Here is a 17,433-nt window from a genome sequence, read left to right as displayed (position 1 = left end):
TGAAACAAGACGGTTCATATCTTTCTCTTCCAACGCATAAAAATAAGATAAGAGGTGGGGAGAAGGGGGAGGTTCTAACAGAATGGATGGAATAATCTTTGGTTTCTTTGCTCTCAGTACTGTGTTGTTTCTAAGTATGGTATATAACTTCATTAGTATCCAAAGACCTGGAATGTATCCTCCTAAAAATATATTAAAAAAGCGTGCGACCATATTGGGTTCAGGTGGATTGATCACGTTTCTCATAGGGATACTGCTCTGGTTTGCAGTCAGTTAATAAAAAAGCCCCCCATTTTGTGACGGATCACAAGGCATGGAGGGTGTTTTTATTATTTCGTTTAGGATAGCTGTTCTGTTGTGACAGCTTCTCGAATGGTTGAACGTTTTAAGATACCGTTGATGATTGGATACACGACGAACATCGCGCCGGCGTTCACAAGTGTTGCCGGAAGTACGACTGCTGCGAATAGAGCGAAGAAAGCTCCAGGCAGGCCTACGATCACATATGCAGAAAGCAGGAATACGCTCCCTGACACGAGTGTACCGATTGCGGTTAGAACAGAAGCGCCTAACAGTGAACGAGTGATTTTCTTTGTTGCCAGGAATAATCCGTAAAAGACGAATGCCGTGACCGGTTTATCGATCAGGTTTGGCAAGAATCCACCAGGGAATTGTGTTGTCAATCCTGAAATGACTCCTGTCAGTAAACCTAGCAGCAAGACGTTTTTCTTTGCAGGAAACAAAATGATTCCCAAGAACATCATCGTCAGCATCATGTCCGGTTTCATCCCTAAGAATATGCCCGGGATCACTGTGTGCAGTACCGCTCCGATCCCTACTAATAAAGACAGGGATACAAGTGTTTTTGTATTCATTTCTCATCTCTCCTCAACTAAACTATACTTTGTATTCTGCTTCTCCTAATGTGCACTGTTGCCATTAGCGAAAAGATAGCTACATTATAACATATAGATACACCGTGTCAAAGACCAATATTTCTGAAAAAAGCCCGGCCCCTTTACTCAAAAAGGGCCGGGCATTCAATACTATGACAGATGACGGGCGATAGAATCGGCGATTTCTTTTAAATCTTCGTGGCTATAGTCTTCGTTATGGGTTTTCCATACAGCACCGAAACCATCTCCATTGCCGTAGCGTGGTATGAAGTGCATGTGGAAATGGAAGACGGATTGTCCTGCTTCTTCACCTGCATTGCTTAAAAGGTTCATTCCCACAGGGTTAAATTCAGCCTTGATGCTGTTTGCGATCTTTGGTGCAACAGAGAAGAGGTGGCTTGCCACATCAGGTGTCAGCTCGTAGACGTTTTCTTTATGTACTTTCGGAATAAGGAGTGTATGACCTTTCGTCACCTGGCTGATATCAAGAAACGCAAGGACAAGGTCATCTTCGTACACTTTCATTGCCGGGATTTCCCCATCGATGATTTTACAAAAAATACAGTCGCTCATGCTCATTTCCACCTTTTTAGTAAGAGTGTATGTATTTTACCATTAAAGTGAAAATAAATGAAGAAGAGACAGGAACGATTTTCCTGCCTCTCTTCTTTAGAAGGGGTAATACTGTAAAGGTTTATATGTCAGGCTTCATTCTCTTTGATAAACACCTCATTCGTTAGTAGCTTCGAAATGTGTACCATTCTAGGGTAGAATGAACTTTGTTCAATGCGACCATCCCCTTATCTTTTTGCTATTTAAGCATTTAGACAATAGAAACTGTTAGCCGTCTTGGACAAACACCTCATTTGCTATAAGGATGATATGTGTAAATCGTTAGAAACATGAATGACTCTGTGCAAACTGACCATCCCCTTATCTTGTAGGCTAAGAAAGCTTAGTAAGAAAGTTGATTTAGTCAAAATGTGCTTTAACAAACACCTCATTTATCAAATTTTTGATGAAATGAATTGGGTGAGTGTGTCATTCACTAAAGAAGACGACGAATCCTTCAAGTCGCAAACAATAGTGAAATCGGTTAGCTGGTCTTTAACAACCATCCCCTTTTTCTTATTGCTGGCCCCTTCTGATAATATGTTGTGCATTCTTGGGGGAGGTTATGAATACAAAAATATGGAAAGTGTGTTATCAACCGGTTGTCGTGAAAACTTCCATCTAGAAGAAGTGAGTGCTGGTTGATTTCCGCTGCAGGTGCTCGCTTTCCGCGGGGCGTGAGTTGAGCCTCCTCGGGCTTTGCCCTGCGGGGTCTCAACTTTCCCGCTATTCCCGTCGGAGTCGAGCACCTTCCGCTCCAATCAACTTTCCAAGTGAAGTGTTTAAACTAAAACAATTTAATGACGAGATTGCTTCACCATTGGATACAGCACTCTTATCATTTTAGTTATAGTAATGCCCCGTTCTGCTAAGACTTCCAGACGACCGAACATTCTAATACTAAAGTCTGTGTATGAATAACCAAGACCTGGTGAAACGGTCCTTTTGCAATAATTGCTAAAGCACATTCAGTTACAGCAGGATCTAGCTATTGATTGGAGTGCAAGAGGTAGACTCCTGCGGGAAAAGCGGAATAGGTAAGACCCCGCAGGAGCGAGAGCGACGAGGAGGCTTGCCTTCCGCCCCGAGGAAAGCGAAGTCTTGCACGGAAATCAATAGCGGTGTAGAAAGTGATCTCGACAAATTACTTGCTTGTTCGTCTTTAGAGATCTGTTGGGGAAAATGATTCATATTCAAAGCATGCCTTTGCTTTAAAGTTTTGATAAAATAGAAATAATACATATAGAAGAGAAAGGACGTTGCTGCTCGTGTCGTTATTAGAAATTAAGCATCTTGTCGGCGGGTATACAAGGAAGCCGGTTTTGAAGGATATCACATTCTCGATTGACTCTAATGAAATCGTCGGGTTAATCGGATTGAATGGGGCAGGTAAGAGTACGACCATCAAGCATATCATCGGGCTGATGGAGGCGAAGCAGGGTGAGGTTTCCATCAATGGGCACACATTGAAAAAGGATGCCGATCAATACCGCAAGCAATTTTCATACATACCGGAAACACCGATTTTATATGATGAACTGACCCTGGAGGAGCACCTGAAACTTACGGCCATGGCATACGGATTATCAGATGCGGAATATAAGGGAAGAATCGATAAATTGTTGAAAGCGTTTCGCATGGAGAAGAAGATGAGCTGGTTTCCTGCCCATTTTTCTAAAGGGATGAAACAAAAAGTGATGATCATGTGTGCTTTTCTTATCCAGCCCAGTCTGTACATCATCGACGAACCGTTTGTCGGATTGGACCCACTCGGGATCCAGTCGTTACTGGATTGGATGGAGGAAATGAAACAAAATGGGGCGGGCATCCTGATGTCTACCCATATATTGGCTACTGCCGAAAGATATTGTGATTCATTCATCATCCTTCATGAAGGGAAAATCCGGGCAAAGGGGACTTTAGAAGAGCTTCGCAGGGAGTTTACGATGCCTGAAGCCACTTTAGATGATATATACATCCAGCTGACGAAGGAAGAATCTCATGATGAATAATGTGGAAGGGATCTGGAAAAAGAGGATTGTAGAGTATAACCAGGAACTTCAGAAGTATTTGAAGTACATGTTCAACGATCATTTATTATTCGTCCTGATTTTCGCTTTGGGGGGTGCGGCGTTTACGTATAATCAGTGGGTCAAGACACTCGAGCCAACATTCCCGGCTCCTTTCATCATGGCAGTCGTACTTGGTCTCTTATTGGCATGGAGTCCTGTTTACACCTTCCTACGGGAAGCGGATGCTGTATTTCTTCTACCTTTAGAAGAACGTTTATCCGGTTATTTCAGGAAATGCGTCTGGATCAGCTTCATGTTTCAATCCTACATTCAACTGCTTGTCCTGGCTGCCCTTATGCCTATGTATGTAGCTGTATCTGGAAACAGTTTCAGAAGCTTCTTTCCTTTACTTGGCTTAGTATTGGTTATAAAAATATGGAATCTTTATGTTCGCTGGTTTATGTTAAGGTTTCAGGAGAGGGAAGCTCACCTGACGGACAGTCTTGTCCGTTTTCTATTGAGTGGGACTCTTTTGTTCCTTGTATTATCGGGAGCCGACCTTTGGATGACACTCGTCGTGGCCGCCTTGATGCTCGGCTATGCCTTTTATTTTCATCAGGCAACAAAGGGTAAGAACCTTAAATGGGATTTATTGATTAATCTTGAAGAGCAGCGCATGCTGATCTTTTATCGCATCGCCAATATGTTCACAGATGTTCCAAAACTGAAAGGCAAAGTGCACCGGAGAAAATGGCTCGACTGGCTTGTGAAGGCTCCTTTTTCCCAAGCATCAACCTATCGCTATTTATATCTTCGCTCGCTTGTGAGGACAAGTGAATATTCAGGTCTGTATATACGCTTGACCCTGATCGGTGTGTTGCTGATTTATTCCAATCCATCTTTCGTCTTCAGTATCCTGACGGCTATGGTATTTCTTTATTTGACAGCTTTTCAGATGATTCCATTATTCAAGCGCTTTGACTATAAGATCTGGGTACTCATTTACCCCGTTTCAAGGGAATTGAAGACATCATCTTTTCAGAAAATCATGAGCCAGTCGATGATGATTCAGGCCCTTGTGTTTTCACTACCCCTTTTCATAAGGGGAGAATGGCTGCCTGGATTGATCACGCTGCTTGCAGGCTTAACCTTCTCCATCTTTTTCAGTCAGTTCTACCTTGTCCAAAGATTGAAGAAGATGGAAGAAACGCTTTTTTAATCAAACAGGTTAGATGAACATAGTATGAGTAAAGGCTGACGAAAAAGGATGGTGGTTCTAAAGTGAACCATGAGAGAGAAGAGCTGGAACAGTGGAAACGAAGATACACCAGGAAATCGTCCATCTTTAAGAGGGTATCCAAACAGGCACAAACGAAAGTGAATGAGTGGATACCTGAGAAAGCGCATAAAGTTGTCACGGAAAGCATCAAGAAAATGGTGGAGGTCACCCTGAAGGGCAGCGAATGGGTGTCCCTGCAGGCGGCCTATAGACCTGAGCTACAGGAACGGGAAGTTGTGATGAAGGAACGAATGGAATTTTACCGGAAAGCTGCCACCATCGAAGGGGCGGGAACGGGCGCCGGTGGGATCTTTCTCGGTCTTGCGGATTTTCCATTGCTCCTGTCCATTAAGATGAAATTTTTAAGTGAATGCTCCCTTATCCATGGGTATGATCCCAAACAATATGAGGAACGTCTATTTCTTCTGTATGTTTTTCAACTTGCATTCTCAAGTGATACCCATAAGAAGAAGGTCCTGCACCTCATTAAGAATTGGGAGGATGAAAAAGAAAGGCTGAAGGAACTTGACTGGAAAACCTTTCAGCAGGAGTATCGGGATTACATCGATTTGGTGAAGATGCTCCAACTCATCCCGGGTGTCGGGGCTGTTGTGGGTGCCTATGCGAATTATCAGCTATTGGATCAGCTTGGTGAAGTGGCAAAATTTGCTTATCGGATTCGCTACTTCCATGCAGTAGAATAGTACCGTATGAGGGTCGATCGCCATGATCGGTCTTCTTTTTGTTAGGGTCATTGTGATGACAAACCCATCTTTTTATTTCCGCAATGACTTCATGTATAGTGATAAAGGTAGGGTAAATTGTGTTTAGTGAGGTGTGAAATAGATGAATAAACGGAAAAAAGCATGGAAGATCGTCGGGCTCATATTATTCTCCTTCTTCTTCTTTCTGGCAGGGGTCTTTCATTTTATTGAAGCTCAAGGATTTGCGAAAATGGTCCCTGCGTTTATTCCTTTAAGGGAAGAGCTGGTTTATATTACGGGAATCATTGAATTTATTCTGTCAGTCCTGCTGTTGATTCCGAAGACTCGTGAAAAAACCGGGATCATCACAGCGGTTTATTTGGTTCTTGTATTTCCTGCGAATATCTATGCAGCCATTAAAGGAATTCCGGCTCCGGGACAGGAAGATGCCAATCAACTGCTGCTTTGGATCAGACTATTGTTTCAACCCCTCTTGATCTGGTGGGTGTTGGCGGTCAGTAAAATTGAAAAGAATCATCGCTTTTATTAAAAAAGAAGGATCGGATGTGAGCGTCCGATCCTTCTTTGCATTATTTCGGAACGGCTTCCGAAACGGAATGTTTATCCTGGTAGTGAAGTGTTGCACTTGCCAATGACTTTGCTGCAATGAGAAGCGCTTTTTCATTAAGGTCGAACTTTGGGTGGTGGTGTGGGTAGGCCGTTTCCACATTGTCGGGCTTGGCTCCCGTAAAGAAGAAAGTACCCTTCACATGTTCTAAATAAAAGGCAAAATCCTCACCGCCCATCTGCATTTCGATTTCTTCCACTGTATGCACTTCATCTACAGTATCTGCACTTTGAATGAATAGGTCCGTCTCCTCAGGGTGATTGACAACGGCCGGATACCCCCGCTCATATACATATTCATAATCACAGCGCCCGGAAAGGCAGGCCCCTTTCAGAATCTGTTCAATTTCTTCTTCAATAAAGTCCCTGACTTCTGGATTAAAAGTCCGTACCGTTCCAATCAATTTAGCTGAATCGGCTATGACATTGAACGCATTATCAGCTATAAAGGAGCCGACCGTCACGACGGCTGGTTCAATCGGGTTTACTCTTCTGCTGACGATTTGTTGAAGTTCTGCAATAATTTGAGCCCCGATCACGATGGAATCCTTCGTCTTGTGAGGCTGTGCCCCGTGCCCCCCGGATCCTTTAATGACAATTTCAAAGCGGTCCGCAGCGGCCATGATCGGACCTTTTCGGTGAAGGACCTTCCCAAGTGGTTCGGTTGCCCATAAATGGGTGCCAAAGATCACATCCACACCTTCGAGGCAACCCGCTTCAATCATGGACTTAGCTCCTCCCGGTGCATATTCTTCAGCGTGCTGATGTATGAGAATGACTGTCCCTGAAAGGGTTTCGCGCATTTCATGAAGGGTTTTCCCCAATACTAGAAGTGACGCGGTATGGCCGTCATGACCACAGGCGTGCATGACACCCGGAACGGTAGAACGATATTCCACTTCCTTTTCATCCTGTATGGGAAGGGCGTCAAAGTCTGCACGGAGAGCCACGGTCTTACCGGGGAGTGCCCCTTCCACTCTCGCTACCACACCATTGCCGCCGACTTGTTCTTGAACCGGGACCCCGATCTTTTTGTAGTAATCCGCAATATACTTTGCCGTATTTTTTTCCTGGAAGGATAATTCCGGGTGTTGATGAAGAAATCTTCTGATTTTAACCATTTCTATCCAACGATCTTCTAATTTCTGATATAATTCATTCAGCAAGTCCCCAACCTCCTAATGTTTGGTGAATATTACGAATATTATAACACTAAAAGTTCTCGGGAAGAGGGGATAAGTGAAATTCAAGGAGGGGATCCGATGAATAAAATCTTATCCATTTCAGCAATCATTTCATTTGTACTTTTTATGACCATAGCACATTTTGTTTATCATGACATGGAGATTGTCGGAGAGGATTATCTTCTCACAAACATGGGCGACTTAAATGTTTTAGAACCATTTTCCGTGATAGGGACCGAGCTGGTCATCGGAATCGCCACAATCGCCTTGATCCTGTTCCTTTGGTGGGTTAAAAAAGATTATGCAGGAATCATTACGGTCGTGGTACTGGTTGCGGGAAGTAACGTCCTGAATAAAGCCATCAAAGGGTGGATGGAACGTGAAAGACCATCGTTTTCCCATGGGGAAGAAGGATTCAGTTTTCCCAGCGGTCATGCCATGGTGGGAATCGTCTTCCTGCTGGTCATCGCTTATTTCATCAGTAAGGAAATTTCGACTATGGGATTGAAAGTCACGATCTTCACCTTGGCCGTCATCCTTTCCCTGTTGGCAGGGTTCAGCCGGGTAGCAGAACAGGCCCACTATCCCAGTGATGTTGCTGCCGGCTTCCTTCTGGGTTACTCGTTTTTCGTACTGTGTATCTTCCTATATGAAAAGCGCCCTGCAAAATAAGAGGGACGGACCTTCCGAGGTAAGGTCCGTCCCTCTGTCTTTAGATTAAGAACATCGCTACGATGGTAGTTGCGATCAGTCCGATGACGACCGGGAGCAGGTTTCGCCTTGCGAGTTCGAATGGGTCGACTCCGCAGATGGCTGCTGCCGGAATGAGTGCCCATGGTACAAGGGTCCCGCCACCGACCCAGATGGCCGCCACCTGGCCAAGGGCCGTCAGGGTAGCGATGCCGGAACCGATGCTTTCAGCAAATAAATTGGCGACAGAACCGGCAAGAGAAATCCCCGAGAAGCCTGATCCATCAAGTCCAGTGATGGCACCGACCGTCGTAAGTGTAATCGCGCCCACCGCCTTTGAAAGCGGGACCGCGGCAGCAAGGGATGCGCCCAGGTCGTTGACGATTCCATGTGATGTTGCCGGAAGAAAATCGCCAATGATCGTTTGAAACCCCGAATCCCCTAAATAGAAGAAAGCGGCAATCGGTATGACCGGACCGAATACTTTAAACCCGAACTGAAATCCGTCAATCATGAAACTGGTCGTTTTCTCTAATCCTTTTCCTTTATAGGCGGCCAATGAAATCAATAAGAGGATGATGATGGATGTTCCCCCGATAAGTGCGGTTGCATCTCCACCCTGCAGATCGAACAGAACCATTGCCGTAATATCAGCACCGAATAATAGAGGGATAAGGATCGCAATGGCCTTTTTCCAACGGGATGATAACAGGTCAAGTGAAGAATCCTGCTCTGGATCGATGGCAGCTAGGGAGCTTGAATCGACGGTAAGGATCCCTTTTTTCATATCTCGTTTAAGGAAGATGAATGCCGTGACGGTCGTGACCACTCCCATGACAATGATGAGGGGAATACTCGCCGAAATAACTTCTGAAACAGGGATACCTGCAGCGTCTGCCGTCAGCTTTGGAGCTGCCTGGATGACAAAGTCACCTGAAAGAGCGATCCCGTGACCGAATAAGTTCATGGCCATGGCGATGCCGAGAGCTGGCAATCCGACCCGTAAGGCAACGGGTACCAACACGGCTCCCAAAAGGGCCACTGCGGGGGATGGCCAGAAAAACCACGAAATGAACATCATCACAAGACCAATCGTCCAGTATGCCAGCGCAGGGGTGCGGATGAACTTCGTGAACGGACGGATCATCACATCATTGATCCCAGTCGACGTCAGTCCTTTACTCATGGCAACGATGATGGAAATGACGAGAATGGTAGAAAGTAATTCAGTGATGGCAAAGATGAAGCTATTAAATATACTACTGATCGACCCGCTGATCGATCCCGTAGCAATCAAAGCGATACTGAAGATTCCGAGAATACATACGATGGTCGTGTCTTTTCTGAAAATCATAAATAGGATGATCAACCCTATGAAAACTAAATAAATCCAATGAAGAGCAGTCAAGTCAATCCCCATTAGAATACCCCCTCAATGTTTCAAACCTTGGGCATTTGCCCTGATCTGTACTATAGATTATGAAAATGCAAATAAGGTGTGATACAGGATAGAAACATTTTTTCAGCCTCTGGACTGAGGCTGAATCATTCCGATGCTCGTCAAACAACCATGGAAATCAATCTATAATGGAAGAAGTAACAGGAATAGACGATGTTAATAGCGAAAGTTTATAAGTGATGTGAAGGTGGTGTTCGTATGAGATATAAAGGAAGAAAGCAATGGTTTTTCTCATTTTTGCTGATGGTGATAGGATTGTGGCTATTATTACTGAATATAGGTGTCATTTCCTTGGAAATAACGCAGATATTTGTCAACATTATTCCTATTTTGTTATTGCTGCTGGGTTTGAAGTGGTCAGTAGACAGCTTTTTGAAAAAAAGCTTCGGTAAATTACTGTTTGGTCTTTTCAGCCTGACCCTAGGGGTGCTGATCCTCCTGGATAAATACGAAGTGTTGGTTTTCGATTACGGGAATTGGTGGAAGTTATGGCCGGTTATCATCATAGCCATTGCGATTCATCGGATCGTGAGGAATAAACCGATTAAGGTGAGTATAAGCAGTGATTATCCGTTTGATAAGACAGCTGAAACAGATGATGAGGAGCAGCCGCTGGGTGAAAAGATCCCTCAGAAGAAAAATAAGATTAACAGAGGCTTTATCGTCGGGGATATCCGTTTTTCAGAACCGAACTGGCCCCTGGAAAACATGAAACTTTACAATGCCATAGGAGATTACTATTTTGATTTCAGTAAAGCCTTCATTCCTGAAGGGGAAACACCAATTGATATCAGAGGCTGGATCGGCGATGTGAAAATGATCATACCGGAAAATGTCCCTGTGGAAATCACCTTGAAGGTGCAGGTGGGGGATGTGAAGTTGTTTGATCAGAAATCTGCTGATATTCGTTCTGAACTGTATTATCGATCACCAGGTTATGTCGAGGCAAGTAAAAAAATCAAGCTGACGATTGATGTGAAGATTGGTTCGATCCGGATTACAAGGATATAAAGGCAGCGTAAAAGGAGGAATGAGATTGAATAACACCTCAAATATCCGAAATTGGATTTTTAAGAGCTTTTTAATGATGGCTGTCATGACCATTCTGCTTTTTTTTATCGTGTTGCAAGTTTATCTGTTCCTTTCAGAGGATCCCAGTATCTCTCTTAAACTTTCCATTTATTTAACCACTTGGTTGGCCATCATTTTATTCCTATTAAGCATTTATTTCGGTTTTCGTACAGGGTATACATTCAAAGGCAGAATCGATGATATATCCACCTTCGTCACCTTACTCCGAAGTGGAAAGTTCTCTGCGAGGGTGGACAGGTATGAGCATGATGAGCTCGGGATTTTATCGGATGAATTGAACCAGCTTGCGGTATTCATTCAAGAGCAGGTGAAATCACTTCAGCGGCTGGCAGATGAAAAGTCAGAGCTTGCCGATCAGGCTCACCAGGCTGCGGTCATGGAGGAGAGGCAGAGGCTTGCCAGGGATTTGCATGATTCTGTCAGCCAGCAATTATTTGCACTGAATATGCTTTCTTCCGCGGCGCAAAAAAGCATCGGGACTGATTATAAAAAGGTTGAAATCATCGTGAAACAAGTAGCCGAGATTGCAGGGAAGGCACAAGGTGAGATGAGGGCCCTTCTTCTTCATCTGCGACCGATTGACTTAAAGGGAGGAAGTCTTCGGGAAGCGCTAACCATCTTGATCAGAGAATTGAAGGAAAAAACGCAAATTGAGATCGATGCCACCCTGGATGGAATGGAAGACTTATCGAAAGGGACTGAAACGCATATGTTCAGGATCATCCAGGAGAGTCTTTCAAATATCCTTCGTCACTCGGAAGCAACGAAAGTAAAGATCGTGACGGAGAAAAAAGGGGGCTTTGTCACATTGTATATCAGTGACAACGGTAAGGGGTTCAATCTAAAGGAAAATAAGATGACCTCGTACGGACTTCAAACGATGAGAGAGCGGGCGGAGGAAATTGGAGGACTATTTCAGATTCGCTCCAAAGAAAAAGAGGGAACGTATATCGATCTCCGCATCCCGGTCTAATTCAAAGGGGGAAGACAATTGGATAAGATAAAGGTAATGATTGTAGATGATCACGAGATGGTACGGCTGGGCATGAAAACCTATTTGCTGACAGAAGATCGGATAGACTTTCTTGGAGAAGCGAAAAGTGGAAATGAAGCGGCTAAGCTTGCCAAGCTGTATATGCCCGACGTCATATTAATGGATTTATTAATGGAGGATGGAAATGGCATTGAAGCCACAAGGAAGATCCTATCCTTTCATCCTCACTGTAAAATTATCATCCTTACAAGCTACTATGACGATGAAAAGGTGTTTCCTGCCATCGAAGCAGGTGCTCATAGTTACTTATTGAAGACGGCAAGTGCAGAAGAAGTTACCGGGGCGGTTTATAAAGCGGTTAAGGGTGAATCGGTCATAGCGTCCAAAGTTGCCGATAAGATGCTGAACCGATTCCGTCCCCAGGAAAGAAAGGCTCATGAAGAGTTGACGACAAGGGAAATGGATGTGTTGAAATGCTTGGGTGAGGGGCTGACGAATCAGGAAATTTCTGAAGAGTTATTTATCGGGATCAAGACCGTCAAGACCCATGTGAGTAACATTTTGAGTAAGCTTGGGGTCGCGGACCGGACCCAGGCAGCCATTTACGCGAATCGAAACGGGATACTGCATAAAGCCGGAAGGAAAGAGTAGAGATGAAAGGAAGAAAGCAGAATGGGCTTAGTCAAAAGGAATGATTTCATTCCCCTTGACTAAGCCCATTCTGCTAAAAGCGAAAAGGATGATTAAAAAATGACCGGCTTCGTTAATTTCAATCTTGATGATAGCAATGAATCCGTTGAAGATATGGAGGCAAATTCATGGTGAAGATTTGCCAGGGACAGTCCATGAACAATTTCAGCGGAAAATAGGGAACCGTCAAACGAATAGGTTTCAAAGCATGCAGTGGCATCATAAGGGACCGTCACTTCATATCCCAGATCCGCAGCCATACGGACAGTGGTGGATATACCATGATTTGTGGTGAACCCCATGACAACAAGGGACTTATATTTTTCCCGTTTTAAAAATAAATCCAGATCTGTATCGATAAAAGCGCTATTGGCGTGCTTAATGATATGTTTTTCCTTTTGTACAGGACGGAAAGACTCTATAAAATCAAAACCTCTTGAACTTGAATGCAGTGGTGATTCCATATCGAAAGAAGAATGTTGCACGTGTACAACCGGCCAGGCTTTTTCTCTCCAACCGTGCAAAAGCTGATAAGCGTTCTTTTCCATACAGGGATTATTCCGCTTTCCACGTGAAGAATCACTATATGCCTGTTGAAAATCAATCAAAATCAAACATGTTTCACTCATCGGAACTCCTCTCCTTTCATTCAGGATGTCTGTAACCAATACGATTAAGTATACTGTTAATTATTTGTAATTATGTATGTACACCTTCACTGCAATTGTAAAGATTGAAAAGAAAAACGCTGCCTGAATACAGGCAGCGTTTCTTCAGGATTGACCCGAAACATAGTATTTACTTACATAGGATGCACGTGGGAAGATATCCTTTTGGTTATCAATTCCTTCTTCAGTGCCCCTCTTTGCATGGGCCTTCTCGTATTGCTTGGATTCCTGCCAGCCCAGGAAGCTCCGTTCATCCTCCCAAAGGGTCATGATCACATATGTATCGTTGTCCAGTGGTCTAAGGACTCGAATCGCGGTAAACCCCGGCACCTCTTCAATCAACCCGGCACGGTTTTTAAAGCGGTATTCAAAAAGCGGCCTGCCTTCGTCTGATACGGGGATGTTGTTGAAGACCACGTATCCTTTACTTTCAAGTTCACCTGATTGATCGACAATTTCATAGCTGCGGGGAGATTCAAAGACACTTTCTCCGCTTGTTTCATGCAAAAGCAGTGCATCTTCGCCCTGCATCAAGAGCATTTTTTCACCCGCATGCTGATCCATTATTTTTTGTAGGAAATCATGTGTTCCTGTCGTCATATATAGCTTCATCCAAATCACCTCAATAAAGTAGTCACTTCTACTATACTCTTCCCTTTTCTTTCTCTCTTGTAACATGAATGATGGATATTTTTTCACCACCCCTCAAAAATCGGCAAATTTATGACATTTTCCCTTGAAAACTATACAATTCTCCCTAAAACGTCTATAGTTTAAAAGGGTTACAATCTGTACGTTCAAATAATATATAGGACAATTTTAGAATCTACTCAAATTAGTTTACAATAGGGTTAATGGAGTTACATAGAAAGGTGGACGAACAAAGGTATGAAACAGATGAATGATACTTTTTTACGAGCGGCAAGGGGAGAGCAAACGGATTATACTCCGGTTTGGTATATGAGACAAGCGGGTCGTTCACAGCCTGAATACAGGAAAATCAAGGAGAAATACTCTCTCTTTGAAATCACGCACCAGCCTGAACTTTGTGCATATGTGACAAGGCTGCCTGTGGAACAATATGATGTCGATGCAGCCATCCTTTACAAGGATATCATGTCCCCACTTCCTTCAATTGGAGTGGATGTCGAGATCAAATCAGGCATCGGTCCTGTGATCGATAATCCCATCCGTACCACTGCGGATGTTGAAAAGCTTGGGGAAATCAATCCTGAACAGGATGTTCCTTACGTATTGGACACAATCAAATTATTGACACAGGAACAATTGTCGGTCCCATTGATCGGCTTTGCCGGTGCTCCATTTACGATGGCAAGCTATATGATTGAAGGCGGCCCTTCCAAAAACTATAATAAAACAAAAGCGTTCATGTATGCAGAACCGCAAGCCTGGTTTGCTTTAATGGATAAATTGGCAGCGATGACCATCACCTATGGAAAAGCCCAAATCAAAGCAGGGGCGTCTGCCTTCCAAATATTCGATTCCTGGGTAGGTGCATTGAATGTACAGGATTATCGCACATTCATCAAGCCGGTCATGGAAAGAATCTTTAATGAACTGAAGGAAGAGAATGTACCATTGATCATGTTTGGTGTCGGAGCAAGCCACCTTGCGAATGAATGGCATGATCTCCCCATCGATGTAGTCGGACTTGATTGGAGATTGCCGATCAAGGAAGCAAGGGAAAGAGGCATCTCCAAAACGGTGATGGGTAATCTGGATCCTGCGATCCTGCTGGCACCATGGGACGTAATTGAAGAAAAAGCCAAAGAGATTCTGGATCAAGGGAAGGACCTGAGTCACATCTTCAATCTCGGACATGGAGTATTCCCTCAAGTCAATCCAGACACACTAAAGCGATTAGCAGCCTTTGTGCATGAATACAGTGCCAGGTAGAGAACATTCACACATGTCCATAAATGGATTCTGTGAAAGAAACATGGCACAATAATGTAATGTATGAAACTGATAATGAGGTGAAATGGGATGTCAAAGAAGAAAATGGGTCTATTGGTGATGGCCTATGGTACACCATATAAAGAAGAAGATCTGGAACGCTACTATACACATATCCGCCATGGAAGAGTCCCTTCCAGTGAACTGCTTGAAGACCTGCGTGGACGTTACGAGGCCATCGGGGGGATTTCCCCACTGGCGAAGATCACCCTCGATCAGGCGAAAAGCCTGGAGGAACGTTTAAATGCGGTTCAAGACAACATTGAATTTAAAATGTATCTTGGGTTAAAGCATATCGAACCGTTCGTAGAAGATGCAGTCGAACAAATGCATCATGACGGCATTGAAGAAGCGGTTTCCATCGTACTCGCCCCTCATTTCTCAACGTTCAGCGTCAAATCGTACAATGGACGAGCGAAAGAGACGGCGGAAAAGCTTGGCGGTCCAACGATCACAGCGATCGAAAGCTGGTATGAGGAACCTAAATTCATACAGTACTGGGTAGACCGGGTGAAGGAGACCTTTGCAAACATGAGTGATGAAGAGCGAAATAAAGCGGTGCTCATTGTCTCTGCACACAGCCTTCCTGAACGCATTCTGCAATCCGGAGATCCTTATCCGAAGCAATTAGAGGAAACGGCGAAAATGATCGCAGAGGGAGCCGGTGTTACGGAATATGCAGTAGGCTGGCAAAGTGAAGGGAACACTCCCGACCCATGGATCGGTCCTGACGTCCAGGATCTGACAAGGGATCTTCACAAGGAAAAGGGCTACACTACTTTTGTTTATACACCGGTAGGGTTTGTGGCTGATCACCTTGAAGTACTCTATGACAATGATTATGAATGTAAAGTCGTAACAGATGATATCGGAGCTTCTTACTATCGTCCGGAAATGCCGAACGCCAAACCGGAATTCATTGATGCCATGGCAGATGTCGTGTTAAAACACCTTAAAAAATAGTTTCCCGTTTTTGGCTGTACACCGAAGGACTGAAGCGAGTGGGTTCACTCTCAAGCGCTTTAGTCCTTCTCTATTATGGGATATGAAGATATTTTGTTAAAGAAGGCGATGAACGTGTTGGAACAACAAAACAAAAAGGTTGTAGTCGTAGGTGGAGGGATCACTGGTTTAACCACAGCCTACTATCTGCAACAGAAAATCAAGGAAGAGAATCTCCCCATCGAAGTAAAACTGGTAGAAGCCACCCACCGATTGGGTGGGAAGGTCCAAACCCTCAAAAAAGACGGCTATATCATCGAAAAAGGACCGGATTCTTGTTTATCGAGCAAAACGGAAATCTCCCGTTTAGCGGAAAAACTGGGTATGGAGGACAAGCTCGTCCGAAATAAGAAAGGCACGTCCTACTGTATAGCCGGTGGTGAACTCTATCCAATTCCCGGGGGATCCATCGTAGGGATTCCAACCCAAATCGCCCCTTTCATCACGACAAGTTTATTTTCACTATCAGGAAAAATGAGGGCTGCAGCGGATTTTATCCTTCCACGTTCCCAGGAAAGAGAAGATCAGTCATTGGGGAAATTCTTCAGAAGGAGAATGGGGGATGAAGTGGTTGACCATTTGATCGAACCGCTCTTAACGGGCATATTCGCCGGGGATATCGATCAATTAAGCTTAATGTCTACATTTCCGCAACTCTATGAATTGGAACAGAAACATCGCAGTTTAATAGCAGGCATCAAAAAGAGCGGACAAGCGGGGGAAGCGAACGAAGAAGGGAACTTCCTGACTTTTACCGGGGGTCTTCAATCATTGATTGATGCCATGGAAGCTGGTTTGGAACCAAATACCGTATACAAAAGCATGAAGGTTACGAATATAGAAAAAGAGATCAGCGGTGATTATACCGTCACCTTCACGAACGGGGATCAAATGGAGGCAGACAGCGTCATCGTCACGACTCCCCATCACGTATTGCAATCCATGTTCCCCTCCTATCCGTTCTTACATTTCTTAAAGGAGATGCCTGCTACGTCAGTGGCGACGGTTGCAATGGGATTCTCACAAGAGGCCATAAAAAAAGATATCGCAGGGACAGAGTTCCTGGTTTCCAGAAATAGCGATTACTCCCTGACTGCTGGAACGTGGACACATAAAAAATGGCCACACACGGCTCCGGAAGGGAAAGCATTATTGCGTTGCTACCTTGGCAAGTCCGGTGACGAAACCATCGTGGATCTGTCCGATGACCACATCGAACAGATCGTGCTTGATGACTTGAGTAAAATCATGGAAATTGATGGTCCCCCTGATTTCACGATTGTCTCACGTTATAAAAATTCCATGCCTCAATACACGGTGGGGCACAGGGAACGTATTCAACGTATGTATGAGCAAGCAGAGGCTACTTTGCCGGGGATATTCATCGCTGGGAGTTCATATGATGGAGTGAGTATTCCCGACTGCATCGGGCAGGGGGAGAGGACCGTTGCAAAAGTGTTGGATTTCTTGAACTGATTATTTTCGGAAGACTGCCGGGAAACTGGTGGTCTTTTTTTTGAGGGGCATGCTGAATATTCTCTATGCCT

Annotated in this window: 18 protein-coding genes; 12 read left to right on the top strand and 6 right to left on the bottom strand. The window is 44.3% G+C overall.

Features of this window, described 5'->3' with window-relative positions:
* Nucleotides 1-82 precede the first annotated feature (82 nt).
* A complete protein-coding gene (locus N5C46_RS07180) occupies nt 83-277 on the top strand; it encodes a membrane protein YhzF (protein WP_034763309.1) in 195 nt (64 codons plus the stop codon).
* Nucleotides 278-338: 61 nt separating this feature from the next.
* On the opposite strand, the gene N5C46_RS07175 is transcribed toward N5C46_RS07180, so the two are convergent.
* Both N5C46_RS07175 and N5C46_RS07170 read right to left on the bottom strand, forming a co-directional pair.
* Entirely contained in the window at nt 339-875 is a 537-nt protein-coding gene (locus N5C46_RS07175; protein ID WP_034763310.1) for a tryptophan transporter, read from the bottom strand.
* A 171-nt stretch (nt 876-1,046) separates the two neighbouring features.
* Complete coding sequence (locus N5C46_RS07170) at nt 1,047-1,469, bottom strand: HIT family protein (RefSeq protein WP_261751488.1); 423 nt, start codon at nt 1,467-1,469, stop codon at nt 1,047-1,049.
* 1,307 nt (nt 1,470-2,776) lie between these two features.
* Here N5C46_RS07170 and N5C46_RS07165 point away from each other — a divergent pair.
* The 4 genes from N5C46_RS07165 to N5C46_RS07150 all read left to right on the top strand — a co-directional run bounded on the left by N5C46_RS07165 (nt 2,777) and on the right by N5C46_RS07150 (nt 6,053).
* Nucleotides 2,777-3,520 carry an ABC transporter ATP-binding protein gene (locus N5C46_RS07165; protein ID WP_261751487.1) on the top strand — a complete coding sequence of 248 codons (744 nt, stop codon included), beginning with the start codon at nt 2,777-2,779 and terminating at the stop codon, nt 3,518-3,520.
* Nucleotides 3,510-4,739, top strand: a complete 1,230-nt coding sequence (locus N5C46_RS07160; RefSeq protein ID WP_261751486.1) for an ABC transporter permease — start codon at nt 3,510-3,512, stop codon at nt 4,737-4,739. Before N5C46_RS07165 ends, N5C46_RS07160 begins: the two co-directional genes overlap by 11 nt.
* A 62-nt stretch (nt 4,740-4,801) precedes the next feature.
* Nucleotides 4,802-5,503 carry an EcsC family protein gene (locus tag N5C46_RS07155; RefSeq protein WP_261751485.1) on the top strand — a complete coding sequence of 234 codons (702 nt, stop codon included), beginning with the start codon at nt 4,802-4,804 and terminating at the stop codon, nt 5,501-5,503.
* Between the two features lie 142 nt (nt 5,504-5,645).
* Complete coding sequence (locus N5C46_RS07150; RefSeq protein WP_261751484.1) at nt 5,646-6,053, top strand: DoxX family protein; 408 nt, start codon at nt 5,646-5,648, stop codon at nt 6,051-6,053.
* A 40-nt stretch (nt 6,054-6,093) separates the two neighbouring features.
* On the opposite strand, the gene N5C46_RS07145 is transcribed toward N5C46_RS07150, so the two are convergent.
* Nucleotides 6,094-7,296, bottom strand: coding sequence for a M20 family metallopeptidase (locus tag N5C46_RS07145; protein WP_272501229.1), 1,203 nt, complete (start codon nt 7,294-7,296; stop codon nt 6,094-6,096).
* A gap of 96 nt (nt 7,297-7,392) precedes the next feature.
* On the opposite strand from N5C46_RS07145, the gene N5C46_RS07140 reads away from it, so the two are divergent.
* Complete coding sequence (locus N5C46_RS07140; RefSeq protein WP_261751483.1) at nt 7,393-7,986, top strand: phosphatase PAP2 family protein; 594 nt, start codon at nt 7,393-7,395, stop codon at nt 7,984-7,986.
* 40 nt (nt 7,987-8,026) lie between these two features.
* On the opposite strand, the gene N5C46_RS07135 is transcribed toward N5C46_RS07140, so the two are convergent.
* Complete coding sequence (locus tag N5C46_RS07135) at nt 8,027-9,424, bottom strand: hypothetical protein (RefSeq protein WP_261751482.1); 1,398 nt, start codon at nt 9,422-9,424, stop codon at nt 8,027-8,029.
* A 237-nt stretch (nt 9,425-9,661) separates the two neighbouring features.
* Between N5C46_RS07135 and liaF the strand changes: the two genes are divergently transcribed.
* From liaF to N5C46_RS07120, 3 genes are read left to right on the top strand one after another with little or no spacing between them, the layout of a single operon-like run.
* Nucleotides 9,662-10,474: a cell wall-active antibiotics response protein LiaF gene (gene liaF, locus N5C46_RS07130; protein WP_261751481.1), complete on the top strand. Its 813-nt coding sequence runs from the start codon at nt 9,662-9,664 to the stop codon at nt 10,472-10,474.
* A gap of 19 nt (nt 10,475-10,493) precedes the next feature.
* The gene (locus N5C46_RS07125) at nt 10,494-11,528 is read left to right on the top strand and encodes a sensor histidine kinase (RefSeq protein ID WP_420720440.1); all 1,035 of its coding nucleotides are present in this window, start codon (nt 10,494-10,496) and stop codon (nt 11,526-11,528) included.
* 18 nt (nt 11,529-11,546) lie between these two features.
* Complete coding sequence (locus tag N5C46_RS07120) at nt 11,547-12,200, top strand: response regulator (RefSeq protein WP_272501228.1); 654 nt, start codon at nt 11,547-11,549, stop codon at nt 12,198-12,200.
* A gap of 92 nt (nt 12,201-12,292) precedes the next feature.
* Here the strand turns inward: N5C46_RS07120 and N5C46_RS07115 are convergent, their stop codons facing one another.
* Both N5C46_RS07115 and N5C46_RS07110 read right to left on the bottom strand, forming a co-directional pair.
* Nucleotides 12,293-12,868 (bottom strand): cysteine hydrolase family protein, encoded by a 576-nt coding sequence (locus tag N5C46_RS07115; protein ID WP_261751479.1) that lies wholly within the window; start codon nt 12,866-12,868, stop codon nt 12,293-12,295.
* A 144-nt stretch (nt 12,869-13,012) separates the two neighbouring features.
* Entirely contained in the window at nt 13,013-13,519 is a 507-nt protein-coding gene (locus tag N5C46_RS07110) for an antibiotic biosynthesis monooxygenase family protein (protein ID WP_261751478.1), read from the bottom strand.
* A gap of 276 nt (nt 13,520-13,795) precedes the next feature.
* On the opposite strand from N5C46_RS07110, the gene hemE reads away from it, so the two are divergent.
* The 3 genes from hemE (at nt 13,796) to hemY (ending at nt 17,362) form a co-directional block, all read left to right on the top strand.
* A complete protein-coding gene (hemE, locus tag N5C46_RS07105) occupies nt 13,796-14,824 on the top strand; it encodes a uroporphyrinogen decarboxylase (RefSeq protein WP_261751477.1) in 1,029 nt (342 codons plus the stop codon).
* A gap of 90 nt (nt 14,825-14,914) precedes the next feature.
* Nucleotides 14,915-15,847 (top strand): ferrochelatase, encoded by a 933-nt coding sequence (hemH, locus tag N5C46_RS07100; protein ID WP_261751476.1) that lies wholly within the window; start codon nt 14,915-14,917, stop codon nt 15,845-15,847.
* Between the two features lie 117 nt (nt 15,848-15,964).
* On the top strand, nt 15,965-17,362 hold the full coding sequence (gene hemY / locus N5C46_RS07095; RefSeq protein WP_261752296.1) for a protoporphyrinogen oxidase: 1,398 nt from the start codon (nt 15,965-15,967) through the stop codon (nt 17,360-17,362).
* Nucleotides 17,363-17,433: the final 71 nt, after the last annotated feature.

This window comes from Rossellomorea vietnamensis, from assembly GCF_025398035.1.
In the GTDB taxonomy this organism is placed as follows: domain Bacteria; phylum Bacillota; class Bacilli; order Bacillales; family Bacillaceae_B; genus Rossellomorea; species Rossellomorea vietnamensis_B.
This window is presented reverse-complemented; position numbering and strand designations above follow the sequence as displayed.